Source organism: Variovorax sp. GW821-FHT09D04 (genome assembly GCF_059416405.1).
On the sequence record NZ_JBWKPA010000005.1, the window covers coordinates 1 to 20,164 of the forward strand.

Below are 20,164 nucleotides of genomic sequence, written 5' to 3' on the forward strand. Positions count from 1 at the left end.
GGCCCGCCGGGCGCCTCGGCCAACAGCTTCAACGAGAACCTCGCGCTCTTCAACGAAGGCAAGTGCGGCATGTGGGTCGACGCGACCATCGCGGCCTCGTTCATCAGCGATCCGAAGCAGTCGAAGGTGGCCGACAAGGTGGCCTTCGCGCAAGCACCCGTCGCCGTGACGCCGAAGGGCGCCAACTGGCTGTGGACCTGGAACCTCGCCATTCCCGCCAGCTCGACCAAGGGCGCCGCCGCACAGACCTTCGTGAAGTGGGCGACCTCCAAGGAGTACGTCAACCTCGTGGCCAAGGAGAACGGCTGGGCCTCCGTGCCCACCGGCACGCGCAAGTCGACCTACGCGAACCCCGAGTTCCAGAAGGTCGCCAGGTTCGCCGCCGCCGAGAAGAAGGCCATCGACAGCGCCAACCTCAGTGACAGCACCCTGCCCAAGTCGCCGTACGTCGGTGTGCAGTACGCGGCCATTCCCGAGTTCCAGGCCATCGGCACCGGCGTGGGCCAGCAGATGAGCGCGGCGCTGTCGGGCAAGGTCACGGTCGACCAGGCGCTGAAGACCTCGCAGAGCATCGCCGAGCGAGAGATGAAGAAGGCCGGCTACTACAAGTAGCCGGCGCTTTGAAGCCAACGCAACGGACGACCAGACAGCACATGGAAAAGTCTCACCCGTCCAGGGAAGATCCGCTGTGCCGCAACGCAGAGCTCGGCTACAGCCCCTCGTCCGATCTCGACAGGCTCGTGCGCTGCGTGAGCCACGGCACGCCCTCGCCGCTCATCCGGTGGCACTACCACGACGACTACGAGATCCACCTGGTCGTGTCCACCTGCGGAAAGATGTTCGTGGGGGACTACATCGGCACCTTCGAGCCGGGCAACCTCGTGATCACAGGCCCGAGGCTTCCTCACAACTGGATCTCGACGAACGCACCCGCCGGCGGCGTGGCACTGCGCGATCACTGCATCGTCTTCGACCGGGGGCCGCTGGACCGGGCGTCCGAATCGATCTCGGAACTCAAGGACGTGCTGCCCCTTCTGGACCGGTCTGCACGCGGCATCGAATTCTTCGACATGTCGGCGCTCGCCGGCGACTACTTCGGCCGCATCCGCGCCAGCCAGGGCATATCGAGGTTCTCGGTCTTCCTCGAGTTCCTCTGCGTGCTCGGTGAGTGGAAGGATTACCGGCTGCTCTCCAACCCCTGGACCGATGCGGCGGAGGACGCAAGCTCGATGGCGCAGATCGACGCGATCATCGGCTTCATGAACGACCGCTATGCCGAAGACCTCTCGATGCCGCGGGTGGCTCGGCACTTCGGCATGAGCAAGAGCCACTTCTCGCGCCTCTTTCATCGGCGCACGGGCAACACATTCACGGACTTCCTGATCCAGCTGCGCGTGTCCAGGGCGTGCCAGCTGCTGGCGCATGCGCGCGATCCGATCGCCGCGATCTGCCAGGACGTCGGGTTCAACAACGTCGCCAACTTCAACCGTCGCTTCCTTGCGGTGAAGGGAATGACGCCTTCCGCGTTTCGCAAGGCGTTTGCGGACCCTCGCTGAGGGCGGCGGGGCTCACGGCCATGTGAACACGTGGTGAGCGCGAGCCTTCGTTGCAGCGATCAGGCGCGCGTTCGGTGCATCGGTGCTGGCCACCCAGTCGCGCGCGGCCTCGGCATTGCGGCCGAACTGCCGATGGCGCGCGATCAGGCGTTCCTCGCGCACCGCGTCGTCGATGTCCACGTACCAGACTTCGTCGAGCATCGCCGCCACACCCGCCCAGGGGCCGACGTCGTGCAGGAGGTAGTTGCCTTCGGTGATGACGAGGGGCGTCGAGGGCAGCACCGCAATGGCACCGGCGATCGGCTCCTCGATCTCGCGGCGGAACTCGGGGGCGTAGACGATGTCACCGTCGGGGCGCTGATTGCGCAGCCGCTGCAGCAGGGCGACGTAGCCGGCGCTGTCGAAGGTATCGGGCGCGCCCTTTCGGTCGGCACGGCCGAGCCGTTGCAATTCGACGTTGGCGAGGTGAAAGCCGTCCATCGGCACGACCTGCGCGCAGCCGGCGCCAGCCGCCTGGCGCAACGCCATCGCGAGCGTGGACTTGCCTGCGCCGGGCGCACCGACCAGCCCCAGCAGCTTGCGCTGGCCGCCGGCCATCAGGGCATGCAGGCGTGCGACTGAATCTGAAGGAAGAAAGAAGGGCTGCGGCATGGCATTCATGGCTGCAGCGTATCGCCCGCGCCTCCCCGGAGTTTGCCGATGGCGCCTTCGTTCTTTGCACATGGCGCACGGCGCTTCAAAGCTGGAAGGTTCACGCCCGAGCCCCCGCAGGCAGCCGGAACGCCCCGGGAATACCCTCTGAACCCCCTGCAATCTTCTTGCCTACAGTTCTTGTATGCAAGAAAAAGCGATCCTTGCATGCAAAACCTCGACACGACAACGACAGGAGATTTCCATGCCTCGCTTTGCCAAATCGCTCTTCGGACAGGTGGTCATCGCACTGGTGATCGGCGTGCTCGTCGGCCTCTTTGCGCCCGAGTTCGCCGCCAAGCTCAAGCCGCTGGGTGACGGCTTCATCAAGCTGATCAAGATGATCATTCCCGTGCTGGTGTTCTGCGTGGTGGTGCATGGCATCGCCGGCGCGGGCGACCTCAAGCGCGTGGGCCGGGTCGGCGTGAAGGCGCTGATCTACTTCGAGGTGCTGACCACCATCGCGCTGGCGATGGGCCTGGTGCTGGCCTTCGTGTTCGAGCCGGGCGTGGGCATGAACGTCGACCCCAAGGCGCTCGACGCCAGCGCCATGAGCGCCTACGCCTCCAACGCCGACAAGCTCACGAGCGGCGGCACGGTCGAGTTCCTGATGAAGCTCATTCCCACCACGGTGGTGGCCGCCTTCGCCACGGGCGACGTGCTGCAGGTGCTGCTGTTCGCGGTGCTGTTCGGCTGCGCGCTGTCGCTGCTGGGCGATCGCGGCGCGCCGGTGGCGGCGGTGGTGGACGCGCTCTCGCTGGTGCTGTTCAAGATCATGGGGATCATCATCAAGCTGGCGCCGCTGGGCGTGCTGGGTGCCATTGCCTTCACGGTCGGCAAGTACGGCATCGGCTCGCTCAAGCAGCTGGGCATGCTGGTCGCCCTCTTCTACGGCGCGGTGCTGGTCTTCGTGTTCGTGGTGCTGGGGCTGGTGATGCGCATGTCGGGCTTCAGCCTCTGGAAGCTGCTGCGCTACCTGCGCGAAGAACTCGCCATCGTGTTCGCCACCACCTCGTCGGACAGCGTGCTGCCGCAGATCATGGCCAAGCTGCGCCGCATGGGCATCCGCGATTCGACGGTGGGCCTGGTGATTCCCACGGGCTACTCGTTCAACCTCGACGCGTTCTCGATCTACATCACGCTGGCGGCCGTGTTCATTGCACAGGCCACCAACACGCCGATCTCGATGGCCGACCTGCTGACCATCCTGGCGATCGCGCTGGTCACCTCCAAGGGCGCGCACGGCGTGCCGGGCTCGGCGATCGTGGTGCTGGCCGCCACGCTGCATGCGATTCCGGCGATTCCCGCCATCGGCCTGGTGCTGGTGCTGTCGGTCGACTGGTTCATGGGCATCGCCCGCGCGCTGGGCAACCTCATCGGCAACTGCGTGGCCACCGTGGCGATCGCCGCGTGGGAAGGCGACATCGACCGCGAGCGTGCCCATGCCGTGCTCGACGGCACCTATTCGCCCGACGACGAGCCGCTGGCCGAGGCGCCCGTGGTAAACACCGGCACCGCCGCTTCCACCGCCCACTGAAAAAAATGCCCGCCGACGTCAGCCCCACCGCCATCGCCGAACGCGTCGTCGAGGCCATCCTCGCGCAGAAGCTCGCGCCCGGCGACCGGCTCGGCGAGCAGGCGCTGGCCGAGAACTTCTCGGTCAGCCGCACCATGGTGCGCGAGGCGCTGATGCAGCTGCAGGCGCGCGGTTTCGTCGAGGTGCAGTCGCGCCGCGGCTGGTACGTGGTGGAGCCCTCGGCCGAGGAGGCGCGCGACGCCTTCTCGGCGCGCCGCATCGTCGAGGCCGGCATCCTCGCGGCCAGCGAGGGCCGCCCGCTGGGCCAGGTGATCCGCAAGCTGCGCGACCACATCGCCGACGAGCAGCGCGCCATCGAAGGCGCCGACGCCGCCACGCGCGCCTTCCTGCTGGCGGACTTCCATGTCTGCCTGGCCGAGCAGATGGGCCACCAGCTGCTGGTCGACGTGCTGCGCGACCTCACGGCCCGCACCACGCTGGCGGCCACGCTCTACCAGTCGAAGCACGAGGCCGGACAGTCGTGCGCGGAGCACGGCGCCATCGTCGCGGCGCTCGAGGCCGGCAACATCGAGCAGGCGCGCCAGCTCATGCTCGACCACATCGGCAATGTCGAACGGGCGCTGGAGGTCGACGCCACCGCCGAGCCCGACGCGCCGAGCCGGCTGCGCGCCACGCTGGCGCCGGTGGCGCTGCCGCGCGCCGCCAGACGTTGAAGCTGTGCATTTGTGCCACGATCAGCTATCGATTGCATAGCTGACACCCGCCGCCGGCCCTGCGCCTGCGGCGTTTTTCCTTGGCAACCCTGTTGCGCCGCACAAGGGCGCGCCGGCTGACACGGTGGCGGGTTCCGGCTCGGCTACAGTCCGAGACACTTATGAACTCTCCCCAACTCCAGCGCGGCGTCTTCCTCGCCCTGCTTGCCGCCGTCACCGTCGCCTTTCTGTGGGTGCTGATGCCGTTCTTCGGCGCGGTGCTCTGGGGGGTGGCACTGGCGATTCTGTTCACGCCGCTGTTCAAGTGGCTGCTCAAGAAGATGCCCGGCCGGCGCAACGTGGCCGCGATGTCCACGCTGGCGATCTGCCTCTTCATCGTGATCCTGCCGCTGGCGATGGTGGGCGTGTCGCTGGTGCAGGAGATCGCGCTGATCACCCAGAGCATCCGCTCGGGCCAGATCAACTTCGCGGCCTACTTCCAGCAGATCCTGAACGCCACGCCGCAGTGGCTGCTGAACATCGTGGAGCGCTTCAACCTGGGCGACATGGCGGCCTGGCAGGCGCGCGTCTCGGCCATCGCGGGCCAGGCCAGCCAGCTCATCGCCAGCCAGGCGCTGGCCATCGGGCAGAACACCTTCGACTTCGTGGTGAGCTTCTTCGTGATGCTGTACCTGCTGTACTTCCTGGTGCGCGACGGCACGTCGCTCTCGAAGACCATGCGCGACGCGCTGCCGCTGGCCAAGCCGCACACGCACTACCTGCTGAACAAGTTCACCACCGTGATCCGCGCCACCGTGAAGGGCAACGTGGCCGTGGCCATTGCGCAGGGCACCATCGGCGGGCTGGCCTTCTGGTTCCTGGGCGTGCAGGGCGCGCTGCTGTGGGCGGTGCTGATGGCCTTCCTGTCGCTGCTGCCGGCCGTGGGCGCGGCGCTGATCTGGGGGCCCGTGGCCATCTACTACCTGGCCACCGGCCACTTCTGGCAGGGCGGCGTGCTGATCTTCATCGGCGTGTTCGTGATCGGCCTGGTCGACAACATCCTGCGCCCCGTGCTGGTGGGCAAGGACACGCAGATGCCCGACTACATCGTGCTGATGTCCACCATCGGCGGCATGGCGATCTTCGGCATCAACGGCTTCGTGATCGGGCCGGTGATCGCGGCGCTGTTCATGGCGGCCTGGAGCCTCTTTGCGGACTCGAGCCATGTGGGCACGGGGCACGCGGTCGAAGAGGCCGCGCAGGCGCCGAAGGACGGGCAGGACAAGGCCTGACACGACGCCGGCCCCCCGGCGTTCACTCCCTCTGCGCGCATTTCGCGCGCGCAATCACGCATTCCGTCGCATGACGCTGGGCACCGCCCGGCGACTGCGGGATCGTCGGGCCCTCCACCCACCACGAGGCCTGCCATGCACCTTCCCGCTTTCCTCTCTCGCCCCGCCGCGCGCGGCCTGATCGCCGCTGCCGCGCTCGCCCCGCTCGGCGCCCTGGCCGCCGACCTGAACCTGCGCATCGCCGACGGCCCGGCCGCCGGCGCCACGCTCTACGTCGCGCTGTACAACGACGCCGCCAGCTACGCCGAGAGCAAGGCCCTCGCCTCGCAGACCGCGCCCCTGCGCGAAGGCAAGGCCCGCTTCGTCTTCACAGACCTGGCGCCGGGCCGCTACGCGCTGCGCGTGTTCGCCGACGAGAACGGCAACGGCAAGCTCGACACCAACCTGGTGGGCATGCCGATCGAACGCTACGGCTTCTCGAACGACGCCAAGGGCAACCGCGGCGCGCCCGACTTCGAGGCCGCGGCATTGCGCATCGACGCCGACGCGCAGGCCGTCATCCACCTGCGCTGAGGAGACACGGCCATGGAACGACGCGAACTCCTGCGCCTGCTGGCCACGGCCGGCGCCCTGCCGCTGCTCGCCCCGCTCGCACGCGCGGCCGGCACCACCGACGACTGGCAAGCCCAGTTCGAAGCCGCCGACGCGCCCTGGAAGATCGGCTTCGCCACGCCCCCGGGCGACCTGCCGCTGACCCGCGCCACCGTGCGCGGGCGCTTTCCCGACGCCGTCGCCGGCACGCTGTTTCGCATCGGCCCGGCCGGCCACGACCTGGGCGGCGAGCGCTACCACCACTGGTTCGACGGCGACGGCATGGTCCATCGCTTCGTCATCGAGGGCGCCGACGTGCGCCACCAGGGCCGCTACGTCGCCACGCCCAAGCGCGTGGCCGAGGTGAAGGCCGGCCGCCACCTCACCGAAGCCTTCGGCACCATGCCGCCGGGCGTGGAGCCGCCCACCTCGGCCGACGCCATCAACGTCGCCAACACCAGCGTGCTGCCGATGCAGGGCGAGGTGCTGGCGCTGTGGGAAGGCGGCTCGGCCACGCGCATCGATGCGCGCACGCTCGACACGCTGGGCGTGAAGACCTGGCGCGCCGACCTCGCCGGCATGCCCTTCTCGGCCCACCCCAAGGTCGACCCGGACGGCACCGTGTGGAACTTCGGCGTGAGCTCGGGCCAGAGCCTGCTGGCGCTGTACGAGATCGCGCCCGGCGGCGCGCTGCGCCGCGCGGCCGTGGTGCCGGTGCCCGAGCTGCCGATGGTTCACGACTTCGCCGTGACCGCGCGGCACCTGGTGTTCCTCATGCCGCCGCTGGTGTACGACAGCAAGCGCAAGGAGGCCGGCGCGAGCTTTCTCGATGCCCACGTCTGGCGGCCCGAACTCGGCATGCGCGCGCTGGTGGTCGACAAGCAGGACTGGGACAAGCGCCAGCTGCTGGAGCTGCCGGCCGGCTTCCTGTTCCACGTCGGCAATGCGTGGGAAGAAGACACACCGCGCGGTGCGCGCATCCACATCGACTACGTGCGCACGCAGAACGCCGAGTCGGTGTTCACCAGCAACCGCGAGGTGATGCGCGCGCGCCGCGTGCGCCGCAACGAGCCGCGCCTGACCGTCGCCACGCTCGACCTGGGCACTGGCAAGGCCACGCAGCGCGAACTGCCGCTGGAGGCCGAGTTCCCGCGCATCGACCCGCGCCGCGTCGGCCTGCGCCACCGCCAGGTGGTGCACGCCACGCAGACGCGCGCCGACGTGCCGGGCTTCGGCGCCGTCGCGCGCACCGACATCGAGAGCGGACGCAGCCAGCGCTTCAGCTACGGCGCGCAGGCCATCGTGGAAGAGCACGTCTTCGTGCCCGACGGCGCCAGGCCCGGCTGGGTGCTGGGCACCGCGCTGGACTTCGGGCGGCAACGGACGGTGTTGTCGTGCTTTGCTGCCGACCACCTGGACGCCGGGCCGGTGGCACAGGCCACGCTGCCTTACGCGCTGCCGCTGGGGTTGCACGGCGCCTTCGTGAAGGCCTGAACGACTGACCGCTGCGGCCACGCGCACGCGGGGCCTCCAGCGGCATCACGTTCAGGCGGCCTTCGCGATCGGGATCGTCATGCCCCGATGCACCTCCGCCTCGCCGTGCCTGGCCAGCAGCTGCATCAGGTGCTTGCGGATCAGCATGCCCGGCCGGTCGGACTCCATCGAGTACTCCACGCCGCGCCGGCGCGTGTCGACCAGCGCGTCGGGGTCGGTCGATTCGAGGATGTCCTTGTCCTCGCGCGTGATCTCCTCGTCGAAGTCGATCAGCATCTGCGCCGCGCAGTCGGCCTCGGTGTCGTTGCGGAACAGCCACTGGCACAGCTGCATGCGCCCGTCGTCGATGGGCGTGAAGCAGTTGATGATGATGTGGCGGATGCCGCTCGGGTACTCGATGTCGAGGCGGCGCGCGAACGGCAGGAAGTAGGCGTTGCGCATGTGGCGCGTGGTGATCGCGTCGGTCACGCCGCTGATGGCGTGGAACTTCACAGGGTTGGTCGCTTCGATCACCGTCTCGGCGTAGAAGCCCGACTCGTTTTCCACCAGCTCGTACCTGCTCGGCTTCGGGCTGGCGGCCACGCCGAAGGTGGCGCGGTGCACGAAGCTGAAGTGCGAGTTGTCGAACGAGTTTTCGAGCGCGCGCATCGGGCTGGTCTGCCACTCTTCGTAGAACTGGAAGATGGTGCGGTAGCCCGGGTCGTCGAACTCGGGAATGGCCGGGATATCGGCAATGGGTTCTTCCAGCGCCACCCAGGCATAGCCGTAGCGCGCAGTGCAGGGGTAGGCCGTGGTCTTGTACTCGGGCGAAATCTTGCGGTCGGGCTCGTACTGCGGAATGCGCACCACCTGGCCGCTGCGGTCGTAGGTCCAGCCGTGGTAGCCGCACTGGATCGCGCCCTGCCCGCAGGCCTTGCCTTCGCCGTCCACGCACCAGCCCTTCGAGAGCTTGGCGGTGCGGTGGCAGCAGCGGTCGCGCAGGGCAGCCGGCTGGCCGTCGGCGTCGAGAAACAGAACGATGTCTTCGCCCAGCAGCCGGAAGGGCTTGGGGCCGTGGGCCAGTTCGGTGAGCGGCATGACGGCATGCCAGAACTTGCGGAAGACGGGTTGTCGGGTGACGAGCATGGGCGAACTCCTTCGTTGTTGCGTGGGGGAACGAACGTGAAAGAGCAATTTCCTGCTTCGTCGGCATGCCTGATGAAAGGCATGCGCGAGGCTGAACGCTTCTACTCTGCGCCGATCGACTTGCAATTAGCGCGCCCGGATTGTGGCGCGCCCTTGTCGCGCGTCCAAGCCCCGCGCCGCGATGCCCGAGCGCCATACCCTGGCATGCCTCATGCAAGACAGCGGGCAAGAGTAGAAGCGTTCAGCAGCGCACGCACCATCCCCGTGCGCCCGCCCGGAAATTGCTCTTGAGGCGCCTCCCGCCCGCGGTGGGAGGCATCCGTCAAGACCACCGACTCCGAGGCCCCACCATGCAACGCCGATCCTTTCTTGCCGCCGCTGCCGCCACCCTCGCCGCCCCTGCCGTGTTCGCGCAGGGCGGCAAGCTCACACCGCTCAAGTTCACGCTCGACTTCCGCATCAACGGCCAGACCGCGCCCTTCTTCCTGGCGCAGGCCAAGGGCTACTACCGCGACGAGGGGCTGGACGTGACGATCGACACCGGCGCCGGCTCGGTCGCGTCGATCACGCGCATCGCCAGCGGCGTCTACCAGCTGGGCCTGGGCGACATCAGCTCGCTGGTCGAGTTCAATGCACAGAACCCGGGCACGCCGGTGGTGCAGGCCGTGTACCAGTACTACAACCGTGCACCGTTCGTGATCATCGGGCGCAAGGACCGTGGCGTGACGACCGACTTCAAGAGCCTCACCGGCAAGAAGGTGGCGGCCGCCGCCGTCGAGTCCACGCGGCGCGCCTGGCCGATGGTGGCGCGCAGGCAGGGCATGCGCGGCGACGCCTTCCAGTGGCAGACCACCGACTTCAGCGCGCGCGACAACGTGATGGTGCGCGGCGACGTCGATGCCGCCACCTACTTCCACGACTCGGCCGTCTCGCTCTTCGCGCGCATGAAGGCCGACGAGCTCTCGGTGCTCAAGTACGCGGATGCGGGCGTCAACCTGTACGGCAACGCGATCCTCGCGAGCAGCAACCTCATCGCGCAGAACCCGAAGGTGGTGGCGGCCTTTCTACGCGGCACCAACCGCGCCATCGTCGAGACCTTTGCCAACCCCGTGCCGAGCATCGCGGCCATGCGCCAGCGCGAACCGATCCTGGACGAGAAGGTCGAACTCGAACGCTGGGGCCTCACGGCGCAGTACGTGGGCGCGGCGGACACGCGCGGCCACGGGCTGGGCGACATCCGCAAGCTCACGCTCGAACAGCAGGTCGACGAGGTGGCCGACACCTTCGGCCTGAAGACGCGGCCCTCGGCCGATGCCCTCTTCAATAGCTCGATGCTGCCTGCGCGCAGCGAGCGCCTTCTTCCCGCACCCAAGGCATGAACCTTCCTGAAAACTCCACCTCCGCCCTCCCCGAAGAAACCACGCTCGACGAGCGCGACGGCCGCTACCTGCGCAAGGCCATCGTGTGGTCGCATGCCGCGCGCCGGCGCGGCAACCGGCCCTTCGGCTCGGTCATCGTCTCGGCCGCCGGCGAAGTGCTGGCCGAGGCCGCGAACAGCAACGCAGAAACCGGCGACTGCACCGCGCACGCCGAAGTGAACGCGCTGCGCGCGCTGGCCGGCCGCGGCCTCACGCGCGAGGAGCTGGCCGGCGCCACGCTCTATGCCTCGGGCGAACCCTGCGTGATGTGCGCGGGCGCGATCTTCTGGTCGAACATCGGCCGCGTGGTGTTCGGCATCGACGCGCAGCGGCTGCGCGTGTTCCGTGGCGAGCGGCAGGACCAGCGCGACGCGGAGTTGTCGTGCCGCGATGTGTTCCGTGCCTCGCCGCATCCGATCGAGTGCATCGGGCCTGCGCTCATCGATGAAGCGGCTGCCGCGCACGACGGCGCCTGGAAGACCTGAGCCGGCGCACTAGACTCCCCGCATGCCCTGGCACGCCCGTCTCCACCTCGCCTACCAAAAAGAAGCCGACCGCAGCGTCGCCCGTTTCCGCCACGACGGCCCGCTGCGCATCCTGCAGAGCCTCTACCCCGAGGGCGATGCCGTGTGCCACAACGTGCTGGTGCACCCGCCCGGCGGTCTCGTGGGCGGCGACACGCTCGACATCGACATCGAGGCCGCCGACGGCAGCCACGGCCTGATCACCACGCCCGGCGCCTCGCGCTTCTACCGCTCCGAAGGCGAGACCGCGCTGCAGCGCACGCGCATCCGCCTCGCACCGGGCGCGCGGCTCGAATGGCTGCCGCTCGAAGCCATCTGCTACAGCGGCTGCCAGGCCGAGAACCAGCTCACGCTCGAGGTCGCACCGGGCGCCGAGATGATCGGCTGGGACGTGTGCGCACTCGGCCTTCCGAACGCCCACCAGCCCTTCGAACGCGGCACCTACCTGCAGCACATCGAGGCGCCCGGCGTGTGGCTGGAGCGCGGGCGCATCGATGCGAGCGACCACCGCCTGCTGCAAAGCCCGCTGGGCCTGGGCGGCCACCGCTGCCTCGCCTCGCTGTTCGTCGTGGCCGGCTCGCCGATGACCAAGGCACGGCGCGAGGCCCTGCTGGCGCAGGCGCGCGAGCTGCTCGACGTGCACGAACTGCACGAGAGCGCGGGCGCGACGAGCCCACATGCGGAGGTGGTGGTGCTGCGCGTGCTCGCGCCGGTGGTCGAGCCTGCGATGCAGCTGCTGCGGCAGGTCTGGCAGGCGTGGCGCAGCGAGCTGTGGCAACTGCCGGCGGCCACGCCGCGCATCTGGGCGACCTGAGGAGCAGGCGGCAATCGCCGCTACTTTCGTGTCTTCAGGCGGTAGGTGCCGTTGAACGGGTACGGGGACGAACTGCCCTGCCCCACCGCCTGCACGTCGACCGTCAGCGTGTTGCCCGAGAAAACGAGCGCGCCCGTGAGGCGCGGCCTGCGCTCCTTCTCGTAGTGCTCCCGCAGCCGGAGGTCGACAGGGTGCGTGGAAGGCGCCTTCTTCTCGGCCGCCTTGTCGAATTCACTCACCTCGTACACCGAGGCGTCGGCGGCGTCGACGCGCCCTTCGATCGACGGCACCCGGATGCGGGATTCGAGTTCGTAGCTGCGGTGGAAGATCAGCGCCACGGGGTCATGCACCATCAAGCCCCGGGTGGCGTAGAGCGTGACCTCGTAGCCGTCGGCGGTCCGGGTGACGGTCGCGTCGGGCTTGTTGCCTGTTGCCGTGCACCCGGCGAGCGCGAGCGCGAGTACGAGTACGAACAGGAGCCAGGACACGCTGCGCATGCGTCGGTCCGCGGGAGAAGGAGTGGGCATGCAACGGCGCGCTCGTGAAGGAGCGCCGAGTATGGCCGCGCCGCACCCGCCATCAACCGCAGGCGATCTTTCCGGACGGCGCACTGCGCAGCCTGTTGAGAAACGCCAATTGCACCCTGGCCGTTTCGCTGCCCTGTCCGGCGGCGCGCAGCATCCACGTGCGCGCTTCGCAGCGATCGGCCTTCACGGCCGAGCCGTACAGCGTGGGCCCCGTCAGCAGCACCATGCCCAGCATCTCCTGCGCCTCGGGATGGCCTTCGGTGGCGGCCTGGCGCAGTTGCTCGAGCATCGTGCGGTAGTCGCGTGCGGCCTGCGCTTCGAGGGCGAGCTGGTAGCGCTGCTCGGTCTGCAGGTCGGTGTTCGCGTCGAAGGGCTTCGCCGCGGCGATGGCTGCGACGAGGCACAGCGCGCCTGACAGGACAATGCGCCAGCGCAGTGACCAGCTGGCGATCTGGTTGAGTTCGGATGACATCGGTTTTTTCTCCACGAATTGCGTGGCACCGATGGTCCCGCGAAGGCGCGCGCAGGAGAAACTGGAATTCACGCAGGACGCCTCAGGCGCCGCCTGAGCCCTGCGCGAAATTCGTTCAGAACATCGCCAGCACGGCCGCATTCACCGCATAGCCGCCGGCCGTCAGGAACACGAACAGCAACGCCCCGAGCTTGAGCGGTTGCGCCCCGGCCTTGCGCAGGCTCGCGGCGCTGGTGCGCAAGCCCATCGCGGCCATCGCGGTGGCGAGCAGCAGCGTGTCGAGCTGCACGAGCGCGGCGACGAGTGCGCGGGGCAGCACGTCGAGCGAATGCACGGCGCTCACGGCGATGAACAGCACCGCGAACCATGGCACGCGCACCTGGCGCCAGCACGCGCCCAGGCTCGCCGCGCCCGGCGTCGAGGCCGCCACGCGGAACGACAGGCCCATGAGGAACGGCGCCAGCATCATCACCCGCAGCATCTTTTCGACCACGGCCGCGTTGGCCGCACCCGGGCTGACGGCCTCACCGACCGCGACCACCTGCGCCACCTCGTGGATGGTGGAGCCCGCGAAGAGACCAAAGGCATGTTCGCTGAGCCCGAGGTACGGATAGACCAGCGGGTACGCCACCATCGACAGCGTGCCGAACACCACCACCGTGGCGACGGCGATCGACACCTTGTGCTCTTCGCCGCGCACCACGGGCTGTGTCGCCATCACGGCGGCGGCGCCGCAGATGGCGCTGCCCGCGCCAATGAGCGCGGCGGTCTCGCGGTCGAGCCCCAGCCAGCGCGTGCCGATGCGCACGGCGAGGCCGAAGGTCAGCGCCACCATCGCCATCGCGATCAGCACGCCGGGCCAACCGACGGCGCCGATGTCGCTCAGCGAGATGCGAAAACCATAGAGCACGATGCCCGCACGCAGCAAGGCGCTGCGTGCGAAATCCACGCCGGCGCCGGTGCGCGCCGACACCGCGGGGAACACCGTGTTGCCCGCCACCATGCCCAATGCGATGGCCAGCGTGAGCGCGCTCAGGCCCAGGTGCACCATCGGCGGCCACTCGGCCAGCAGCGCGGCGGCGGCCGCCAGCAGTGCAGAGAACAGCACGCCGGGGCCGCAGCGGCGAACGAAGGAGAAACCGGGCAAGGAGGCGGCAAGGGAGGACATGGACCCGAGCTTAGGAATCGACACCCCATGAGTCAAAGACATAAACTTCACCGATGCATGAAGTTAAGTTATGACCCTGAACCTGCACCTGGTCCGCCTGTTCGTCGCCGTGGCCGAGGCGGGCAGCTTCTCGCGCGCGGCCGAGGGCCTGTGGATCAGCCAGCCGGCGGTGTCCAAAGGCATCCGCGAGCTGGAGCACCAGCTCGACCTGACGCTCATCGAGCGCGGCGCGGGCAAAGGCTTTCGGCTCACGGAGGCCGGCGCGTCGCTGCTCACGCATGCACGCGGCATCTTCGCGATGGAGCGCGCGGCGCTGGACGACGTGCGTGCGCGCGTCGGCGTGCAGCGCGGCAGCCTCACGCTGGGCGCCAGCACCACGGTGGCGAGCTACTGGCTGCCGCCGCAGATCGCGGCCTTCTGCGCGGCCTTTCCGGCGGTGGTGCCGCGCGTCACGGTCGGCAACACGCAGTGGGTGTGCGAGCAGCTGCTCGAATGCCGCATCGACCTCGCACTGGTCGAGGGCCGCGTGGACGAGGAGCGCGTGGAAGTGCGCGAATGGACCACCGACCCGCTCGCCATCGTGGCGCCGCCCGATGCCGCCCTGCCCCGGCGCGGCGTGACGGCCGCGCTGCTGGGCCGGCAGAACTGGATCCTGCGCGAGCCGGGCTCGGGCACGCGCCAGGCCACCGAGGCGCTGTGCGCGGCGCACGGCATCGACGCGCCGCCGTGGATGGAAATGGCGAGCAACGAAGCCATTGCGCGCACCGTGGCCAGCGGGGTCGGCATCTCGATGCTGCCGCGCGTGGTGGTGGCCGACATGCTCGCGCTGGGCACGCTGCGCGAGCTGAAGCTGCCGGGCGCGGTGCTGTCGCGGCCGCTGTACCGGCTGGCGCTCAAGAACCGGCCGCTCTCGCCGGCGGCGCTGCGGATGGCACAGATCCTCGAAGCCTCGTGACATGAAAAAAGGGCGCACCGTGTGCGCCCTTTTTTCGTTGTTGTCAGCCGGCTGCCGTCAGCAGCAGCGGCCCTTGCCCGCGCCATAGCGCGCCTCGAGCCGCTCGCGGAAGAATTCCTCGTAGCTCATCGGCGCCCGGTCCGGGTGGGTGGCCGCCATGTGCGTCAGGTAGACGTCGTAGTCGGGCAGCCCGACCATGAGCCGCAGCGACTGCTTGATCGAGCGGGCAATGTAGCGCCCGGCTTCCGGCATGGCGAGGCCCATGGCGTTTTTCCGTTCGTTCAGTGGGCGGCGGACGAGGCCGCGCCCATCGCCTCGAACGGCGTCTCCTGCGTGGTCGGCCGGTTGGCCGCGCGGGCCGCCAGGCAGGCCTTGATGCTGTAGACCAGCACGCTCAGCACCACGAAGATGAAGAGCGCGCACAGCGCCGCGTCGAGCCGGTCGTTGAAGACGATGCGCGACATGGCTTCGGGCGTCTTGGCCGGCGCGATCAGCACGCCGTTGGCCAGGCCGTCGGCGTACTTGGCTGCGTGCGACAGGAAGCCGATCTTCGGATCGCTCGAGAAGATCTTCTGCCAGCCCGCCGTCAGCGTGCAGGCCAGCAGCCACACGGCCGGCGCCGCCGCCACCCAGGCGTAGCGCTCGCGCTTCATGCGGAACAGCACGACCACGCCCAGCATCAGCGCCACCGCGGCCAGCATCTGGTTGGAGATGCCGAACAGCGGCCACAGCGTGTTGATGCCGCCCAGCGGATCGACCACGCCCTGGTACAGGAAGTAGCCCCAGGCCGCCACACACAGCGCGGTGGCGATCAGGTTGGCCGGCAGCGAGTCGGTGCGCTTGAGCGCGGGCACGAAGCTGCCCAGCAGGTCCTGCAGCATGAAGCGGCCGGCGCGCGTGCCAGCGTCCACCGCCGTGAGGATGAAGAGCGCCTCGAACAGGATCGCGAAGTGGTACCAGAAGGCCATCATGGCCTGCCCGCCGATCACCTGGTGAAGGATGTGGGCCATGCCCACGGCCAGCGTCGGCGCGCCGCCGGTGCGCCCGAGGATGGTGGTCTCGCCCACGTCCTTGGCCGTCTGCAGCAGCATCTCGGGCGTGACCACAAAGCCCCAGCCCGAAATGGTGGCAGCGGCCTGCTGCACCGTGGTGCCGACCAGCGCGCCCGGGCTGTTCATCGCGAAGTAGATGCCCGGCTCGATGCACGAGGCCGCCACCAGCGCCATCACGGCGACGAACGATTCGGCCAGCATGCCGCCGTAGCCGATGAAGCGCGCGTGGCGTTCGTTGTCCAGCATCTTGGGCGTGGTGCCCGAAGAGATCAGCGCGTGGAAGCCCGAGACGGCACCGCAGGCGATGGTGATGAACAGGAACGGGAACAGGCTGCCCGACCACACCGGGCCGTTGCCTTGCGCGAACTGCGTGATGGCGGGCATCTGCAGCGTGGGCATCACGACCACGATGCCGATGGCCAGCGCGATGATGGTGCCGATCTTCAGGAAGGTGGAGAGGTAGTCGCGCGGCGCCAGCAGCAGCCACACCGGCAGGCTGGCGGCCACGAAGCCGTAGCCCACGAGCATCCAGGTGAGCGCCTTGCCGTCGAAGGTGAAGGCCGGGCCCCACACCGGGTGCTGGCTGACCCACTGGCCGCCGAAGATGGCCGCCATCAGCAGCACGAAGCCGATCACCGACACCTCGCCGATGCGGCCCGGGCGGATGTAGCGCAGGTACACGCCCATGAACAGCGCCACCGGAATCGTCGCGGCCACCGTGAAGCTGCCCCACGGCGATTCGGCCAGCGCCTTCACCACGATCAGGGCCAGCACCGCCAGGATGATGATCATGATCATGAAGGTGCCGAACAGCGCGATCATGCCGGGCACCACGCCCATCTCCTGCTTGACCAGGTCGCCCAGCGAACGGCCGTCGCGGCGCGTGGAGATGAACAGGATGATGAAGTCCTGCACCGCCCCCGCGAACACCACGCCCGCCAGCACCCACAGCAACCCGGGCAGGTAGCCCATCTGCGCGGCGAGCACCGGGCCCACCAGCGGGCCGGCGCCCGCGATGGCCGCGAAGTGGTGGCCGAACAGCACGTTCTTGTCGGTCGGCACGTAGTCCAGGCCGTCGTTGTGGCGGTGCGCGGGCGTCTTGCGGTTGGCGTCCAACCCCAGCACCTTGTCGGCGATGAACAGGCTGTAGTAGCGGTAGGCGATCAGGTAGGTGCAGAGCGCGGCGGTCACGACCCACAGGGCGTTGATGCTCTCTCCCCGGCTCAGGGCGACGGTGCCCAGCGCAAAAGCGCCGAGCACGGCCACGGCCAGCCACACCAGATGGCGGCGAATGTTGGGCATGCGGATGTCTCCTCGATATGAACCGGGCGAGTGTTCCCCGCCCGCCGCCGGGCCGCATCCGTCGGACTGCGCGGGCTGGCCGGGTGGAATTGCCTAATGGATAACCCCTATCCACGCCCGGATCGCCTCCGCCGGACCGCCGCGGGAAGCGCCGCAAATCCGTTGCGCTCACATTAGATGTGATAAATTCACATTCACTAACAATGTGAAACATCTCTGACGAGTCCACGATGACCCAGCATTCGCAGGCGCGCACAAGCGGCGGCTTCACATTGATCGAGGTCATGATCACGGTGGTCATCGTGGCCATCCTGGCGTCGATCGCGCTGCCCAGTTACCGGCAGTACATCGTGCGATCGAAGCGCTCGGCGGCCCAGGCGCAGATGATGGACATCGCCAACCGGCAGCAGCAGTTCCTCATTGCCAACCGCGGCTACGCCGACAAGACGGCACTGACCGCCAGCGGCTACAGCCTGCCCGCCGAAGTCAGCAGCAACTACAGCTACGACGTCGCGCTGCAGGAATCCGGCCCGCCCACCTTCACGATCACCTTCACCGCGATCGGCAGCCAGCAAAGCGACGGCAACCTCGGGCTCACCAGCGAAGGCGTGAAGACGCCGTCCAACAAATGGTGAGCCCCGCCTTGCAACGCCAGCGCGGCGCCACGCTGATCGAGGTGCTGGTCACCCTGCTCGTGCTGGCCTTCGGCCTGTTCGGCCTTGTCGGCCTGCAGGCCCGGCTGCAGGCCTCCGAGATGGAGTCGTACCAGCGCTCGCAGGCGCTGATCCTGCTCAACGACATGGCCAACCGCATCGCCATCAACCGCCGCGTGGCGGCCAGCTACGCCACCAGCGCACCGCTGGGTGGCACCGATGCCTGCCCCACCGGCACCGGCACGCGCCAGCAGATCGACGCCAGGGAGTGGTGCAACGCGCTGCAGGGCGCGGCCGAGTTCTCGGGCAACGACAAGCTGGGCACCGTGATCGGCGGGCGCGGCTGCGTGCAGGACATGGGCAACAACGAGTACCTCGTGACGGTCGCATGGCAGGGCCTGGGACCGATCTCGGCGCCACCGGCCGGCGTGGCCTGCGGCAAGGACCTCTACGACGGCGGCACCGGCTCCAAGTGCATCAACGACCTGTGCCGCCGCACCGTGACCACGCTCGTGCGCATCGGATCGCTCTCATGAACCCGCGCCCCACCGCACGCCGCGCCCAGCGCGGGCTGACGCTGATCGAGCTGATGGTGGCCATCACCATCATGCTCATCGTGATGGCCGCGCTGCTCACGCTGTTCCTCAACGTGAGCGGCTCCCAGCGCGAGATGGAACGCGTCAACCGCCAGATCGAAACCGGGCGCCTGAGCATCTTCGTGCTCGAGAACGAGATCTCGCACGCGGGCTTCTGGGAAAACTACATGCCCGAGTTCGACGACCTCACGGTCAGCGCCGCGCCCACGCACGTGCCCACCGGCAACGTGCCCGACCCGTGCCTGGCCTACTCGGCGGCGAACTGGACCGAGGACTACAAGCGCCAGCTGCTCGACCTGCCCGTGCAGGTCTACAGCAGCGTGCCGGCCACCTGCACCGACCTGCTGACGCACCACAAGACCGGCACCGACATCCTCGTGGTGCGCCATGCCGAAACCTGCCTGCCCGGCACGCCCCATTGCGACGCCGACGTGGCCGGCGCGATGTACTTCCAGTCGTCGCTGTGCGGCACGCAAAAGCCCTCGTCGTTCGACCTCTCGACTGGCGCCTTCGACCAGATGTTCCTCAAGGACTGCACCACCCCTTCGCCCAAGCGCAAGCTGGTGGCCGACATCTACTACGTGCGCGACTACGCCGAGGCCGAAAACGACGGAATTCCCACGCTGGCACGCTCGCGCTTCGACCTGGTGGGCGGCACGCTCGCGCAGCAACCGCCCACGGCGCTGATCGAAGGCGTCGAGGGCTTTCGCGTCGAGCTCGGCCTGGACACGCTGAGCAAGACCGGCGCCGCCGTCAACTACGCCCAGGCCATCGCGTGGGCCGATCCGGCGAACAAGTCCACCCCGTCCAACCGCGGCGACGGCAGCCCCGACGGCGCCTTCGTGCACTGCGGTGCGACCTGCACCGCCGACCAGCTGGTCAACGCGGTGGCCGTGAAGCTGTATGTGCTCGCACGCGCCACCACCATCTCGCCGGGCCACACCGACACGCGCAGGTACCAGATGGGCGCCGCCACGCTCGCGCCGTTCAACGACCACTACAAGCGGCACGCGTTCGCGACCACCGTGCGCCTGACCAACGTCACCGGCCGGAGGGAAACGCCATGAAGCCACGCGCGCACGCCGGCCGCTCCACCCAGACCCAGCGCGGCGCCGCGCTGATCATCGGGATGATCATGCTGCTGCTGATCACGCTCGTGGTCACCGCCGCCTTCAACCTCAGCGGCGCCAACCTCAAGGCCGTGGGCAACCTGCAGACCCGCAACGAAGCCGTGGCCGCCGCCAACCGCGCGATCGAGGAGGTCGCGGCCAGCCTGCTGGTGCCCGGCAGCGACGGCACCCCGTCGCTCGCGCCGCCGCAGGGCACCGTGAGCATGGTCGACATCAACAACGACGGCGTGAACGACTACACGGTCACCGTCGCCCCACCCGTGTGCGTGCGCGCCACCAAGGCCGTCGACAGCAGCGGCGGCGGCAGCACGGGCCCGGGCGGCATCACGGGCGGCGCGTCCAGCAGCGGCTCGGGGCTCGCGGCCCTGCCCGACCAGTACAACGCCGTGTGGGACATCAGCACCACCGTGACCGACGCCACCCCCGGCGCCACTGGCACCACCACCTCCGTGCGCCAGGGCGTGCGGGCGCTGCTCAACAAGGCGCAGTTCGAAGCGCTGTGCGCGCCGCCGCCGGTCGCGCCAGCCGAACCCGCGCCGGCCGCCTCTTGAACCACGACGATGAACGGGTCCCCGC

General features: G+C 68.8%; 22 protein-coding genes. 15 read left to right on the forward strand and 7 right to left on the reverse strand.

Annotation, left to right across the window (positions count from 1 at the left end; genetic code table 11):
* Positions 1 to 612: extracellular solute-binding protein (locus AC07O4_RS16620; RefSeq protein ID WP_495305143.1), on the forward strand; the 612-nt coding region annotated here is incomplete at its 5' end.
* 8 nt (positions 613 to 620) lie between these two features.
* A complete protein-coding gene (locus AC07O4_RS16625; RefSeq protein ID WP_495305144.1) occupies positions 621 to 1,556 on the forward strand; it encodes a helix-turn-helix domain-containing protein in 936 nt (311 codons plus the stop codon).
* Positions 1,557 to 1,568: 12 nt separating this feature from the next.
* On the opposite strand, the gene AC07O4_RS16630 is transcribed toward AC07O4_RS16625, so the two are convergent.
* Positions 1,569 to 2,216 carry a nucleoside/nucleotide kinase family protein gene (locus tag AC07O4_RS16630; protein ID WP_495305145.1) on the reverse strand — a complete coding sequence of 216 codons (648 nt, stop codon included), beginning with the start codon at positions 2,214 to 2,216 and terminating at the stop codon, positions 1,569 to 1,571.
* 235 nt (positions 2,217 to 2,451) lie between these two features.
* On the opposite strand from AC07O4_RS16630, the gene AC07O4_RS16635 reads away from it, so the two are divergent.
* The 5 genes from AC07O4_RS16635 to AC07O4_RS16655 all read left to right on the forward strand — a co-directional run bounded on the left by AC07O4_RS16635 (position 2,452) and on the right by AC07O4_RS16655 (position 7,852).
* Positions 2,452 to 3,783: a C4-dicarboxylate transporter DctA gene (locus AC07O4_RS16635; protein ID WP_062472092.1), complete on the forward strand. Its 1,332-nt coding sequence runs from the start codon at positions 2,452 to 2,454 to the stop codon at positions 3,781 to 3,783.
* 5 nt (positions 3,784 to 3,788) lie between these two features.
* Complete coding sequence (locus AC07O4_RS16640; RefSeq protein WP_062472095.1) at positions 3,789 to 4,496, forward strand: GntR family transcriptional regulator; 708 nt, start codon at positions 3,789 to 3,791, stop codon at positions 4,494 to 4,496.
* Positions 4,497 to 4,657: 161 nt separating this feature from the next.
* Complete coding sequence (locus AC07O4_RS16645) at positions 4,658 to 5,767, forward strand: AI-2E family transporter (protein WP_495305146.1); 1,110 nt, start codon at positions 4,658 to 4,660, stop codon at positions 5,765 to 5,767.
* 135 nt (positions 5,768 to 5,902) lie between these two features.
* Entirely contained in the window at positions 5,903 to 6,340 is a 438-nt protein-coding gene (locus AC07O4_RS16650; RefSeq protein ID WP_159278020.1) for a DUF2141 domain-containing protein, read from the forward strand.
* 12 nt (positions 6,341 to 6,352) lie between these two features.
* Entirely contained in the window at positions 6,353 to 7,852 is a 1,500-nt protein-coding gene (locus AC07O4_RS16655; protein ID WP_495305147.1) for a carotenoid oxygenase family protein, read from the forward strand.
* A gap of 51 nt (positions 7,853 to 7,903) precedes the next feature.
* Here the strand turns inward: AC07O4_RS16655 and AC07O4_RS16660 are convergent, their stop codons facing one another.
* A complete protein-coding gene (locus AC07O4_RS16660; protein WP_495305148.1) occupies positions 7,904 to 8,977 on the reverse strand; it encodes an aromatic ring-hydroxylating dioxygenase subunit alpha in 1,074 nt (357 codons plus the stop codon).
* A 350-nt stretch (positions 8,978 to 9,327) separates the two neighbouring features.
* Between AC07O4_RS16660 and AC07O4_RS16665 the strand changes: the two genes are divergently transcribed.
* The 3 genes from AC07O4_RS16665 to AC07O4_RS16675 are packed head-to-tail and all read left to right on the forward strand — an operon-like array spanning position 9,328 to position 11,733.
* Complete coding sequence (locus AC07O4_RS16665; protein WP_495305149.1) at positions 9,328 to 10,356, forward strand: ABC transporter substrate-binding protein; 1,029 nt, start codon at positions 9,328 to 9,330, stop codon at positions 10,354 to 10,356.
* On the forward strand, positions 10,353 to 10,880 hold the full coding sequence (locus AC07O4_RS16670) for a nucleoside deaminase (protein WP_495305150.1): 528 nt from the start codon (positions 10,353 to 10,355) through the stop codon (positions 10,878 to 10,880). Before AC07O4_RS16665 ends, AC07O4_RS16670 begins: the two co-directional genes overlap by 4 nt.
* Positions 10,881 to 10,902: 22 nt before the next feature.
* A complete protein-coding gene (locus AC07O4_RS16675) occupies positions 10,903 to 11,733 on the forward strand; it encodes an urease accessory protein UreD (protein ID WP_495305151.1) in 831 nt (276 codons plus the stop codon).
* A 20-nt stretch (positions 11,734 to 11,753) separates the two neighbouring features.
* Here AC07O4_RS16675 and AC07O4_RS16680 read toward each other — a convergent pair whose 3' ends face one another.
* The 3 genes from AC07O4_RS16680 to AC07O4_RS16690 all read right to left on the reverse strand — a co-directional run bounded on the left by AC07O4_RS16680 (position 11,754) and on the right by AC07O4_RS16690 (position 13,900).
* Positions 11,754 to 12,230, reverse strand: coding sequence for a hypothetical protein (locus tag AC07O4_RS16680; RefSeq protein ID WP_495305152.1), 477 nt, complete (start codon positions 12,228 to 12,230; stop codon positions 11,754 to 11,756).
* 82 nt (positions 12,231 to 12,312) lie between these two features.
* On the reverse strand, positions 12,313 to 12,732 hold the full coding sequence (locus AC07O4_RS16685; RefSeq protein ID WP_495305153.1) for a sel1 repeat family protein: 420 nt from the start codon (positions 12,730 to 12,732) through the stop codon (positions 12,313 to 12,315).
* Positions 12,733 to 12,847: 115 nt separating this feature from the next.
* A complete protein-coding gene (locus AC07O4_RS16690; protein ID WP_495305154.1) occupies positions 12,848 to 13,900 on the reverse strand; it encodes a YeiH family protein in 1,053 nt (350 codons plus the stop codon).
* Positions 13,901 to 13,970: 70 nt separating this feature from the next.
* Here AC07O4_RS16690 and AC07O4_RS16695 point away from each other — a divergent pair, with 70 nt between their 5' ends.
* On the forward strand, positions 13,971 to 14,855 hold the full coding sequence (locus AC07O4_RS16695; protein ID WP_495305155.1) for a LysR substrate-binding domain-containing protein: 885 nt from the start codon (positions 13,971 to 13,973) through the stop codon (positions 14,853 to 14,855).
* 57 nt (positions 14,856 to 14,912) lie between these two features.
* Here the strand turns inward: AC07O4_RS16695 and AC07O4_RS16700 are convergent, their stop codons facing one another.
* The gene (locus AC07O4_RS16700; RefSeq protein ID WP_062472123.1) at positions 14,913 to 15,119 is read right to left on the reverse strand and encodes a YbdD/YjiX family protein; all 207 of its coding nucleotides are present in this window, start codon (positions 15,117 to 15,119) and stop codon (positions 14,913 to 14,915) included.
* 17 nt (positions 15,120 to 15,136) lie between these two features.
* Positions 15,137 to 17,209 (reverse strand): carbon starvation CstA family protein, encoded by a 2,073-nt coding sequence (locus AC07O4_RS16705; RefSeq protein WP_095744137.1) that lies wholly within the window; start codon positions 17,207 to 17,209, stop codon positions 15,137 to 15,139.
* Positions 17,210 to 17,439: 230 nt separating this feature from the next.
* Here AC07O4_RS16705 and AC07O4_RS16710 point away from each other — a divergent pair, with 230 nt between their 5' ends.
* From AC07O4_RS16710 to AC07O4_RS16725, 4 genes are read left to right on the forward strand one after another with little or no spacing between them, the layout of a single operon-like run.
* A complete protein-coding gene (locus AC07O4_RS16710; protein WP_495305156.1) occupies positions 17,440 to 17,844 on the forward strand; it encodes a type IV pilin protein in 405 nt (134 codons plus the stop codon).
* Positions 17,845 to 17,852: 8 nt separating this feature from the next.
* Entirely contained in the window at positions 17,853 to 18,398 is a 546-nt protein-coding gene (locus AC07O4_RS16715) for a prepilin-type N-terminal cleavage/methylation domain-containing protein (RefSeq protein ID WP_495305157.1), read from the forward strand.
* Entirely contained in the window at positions 18,395 to 19,525 is a 1,131-nt protein-coding gene (locus AC07O4_RS16720; RefSeq protein ID WP_447741932.1) for a PilW family protein, read from the forward strand. The genes AC07O4_RS16715 and AC07O4_RS16720 overlap by 4 nt, the downstream gene beginning before the upstream one ends.
* A complete protein-coding gene (locus AC07O4_RS16725; protein WP_495305158.1) occupies positions 19,522 to 20,139 on the forward strand; it encodes a pilus assembly PilX family protein in 618 nt (205 codons plus the stop codon). The genes AC07O4_RS16720 and AC07O4_RS16725 overlap by 4 nt, the downstream gene beginning before the upstream one ends.
* The last annotated feature ends 25 nt before the right edge of the window (positions 20,140 to 20,164 follow it).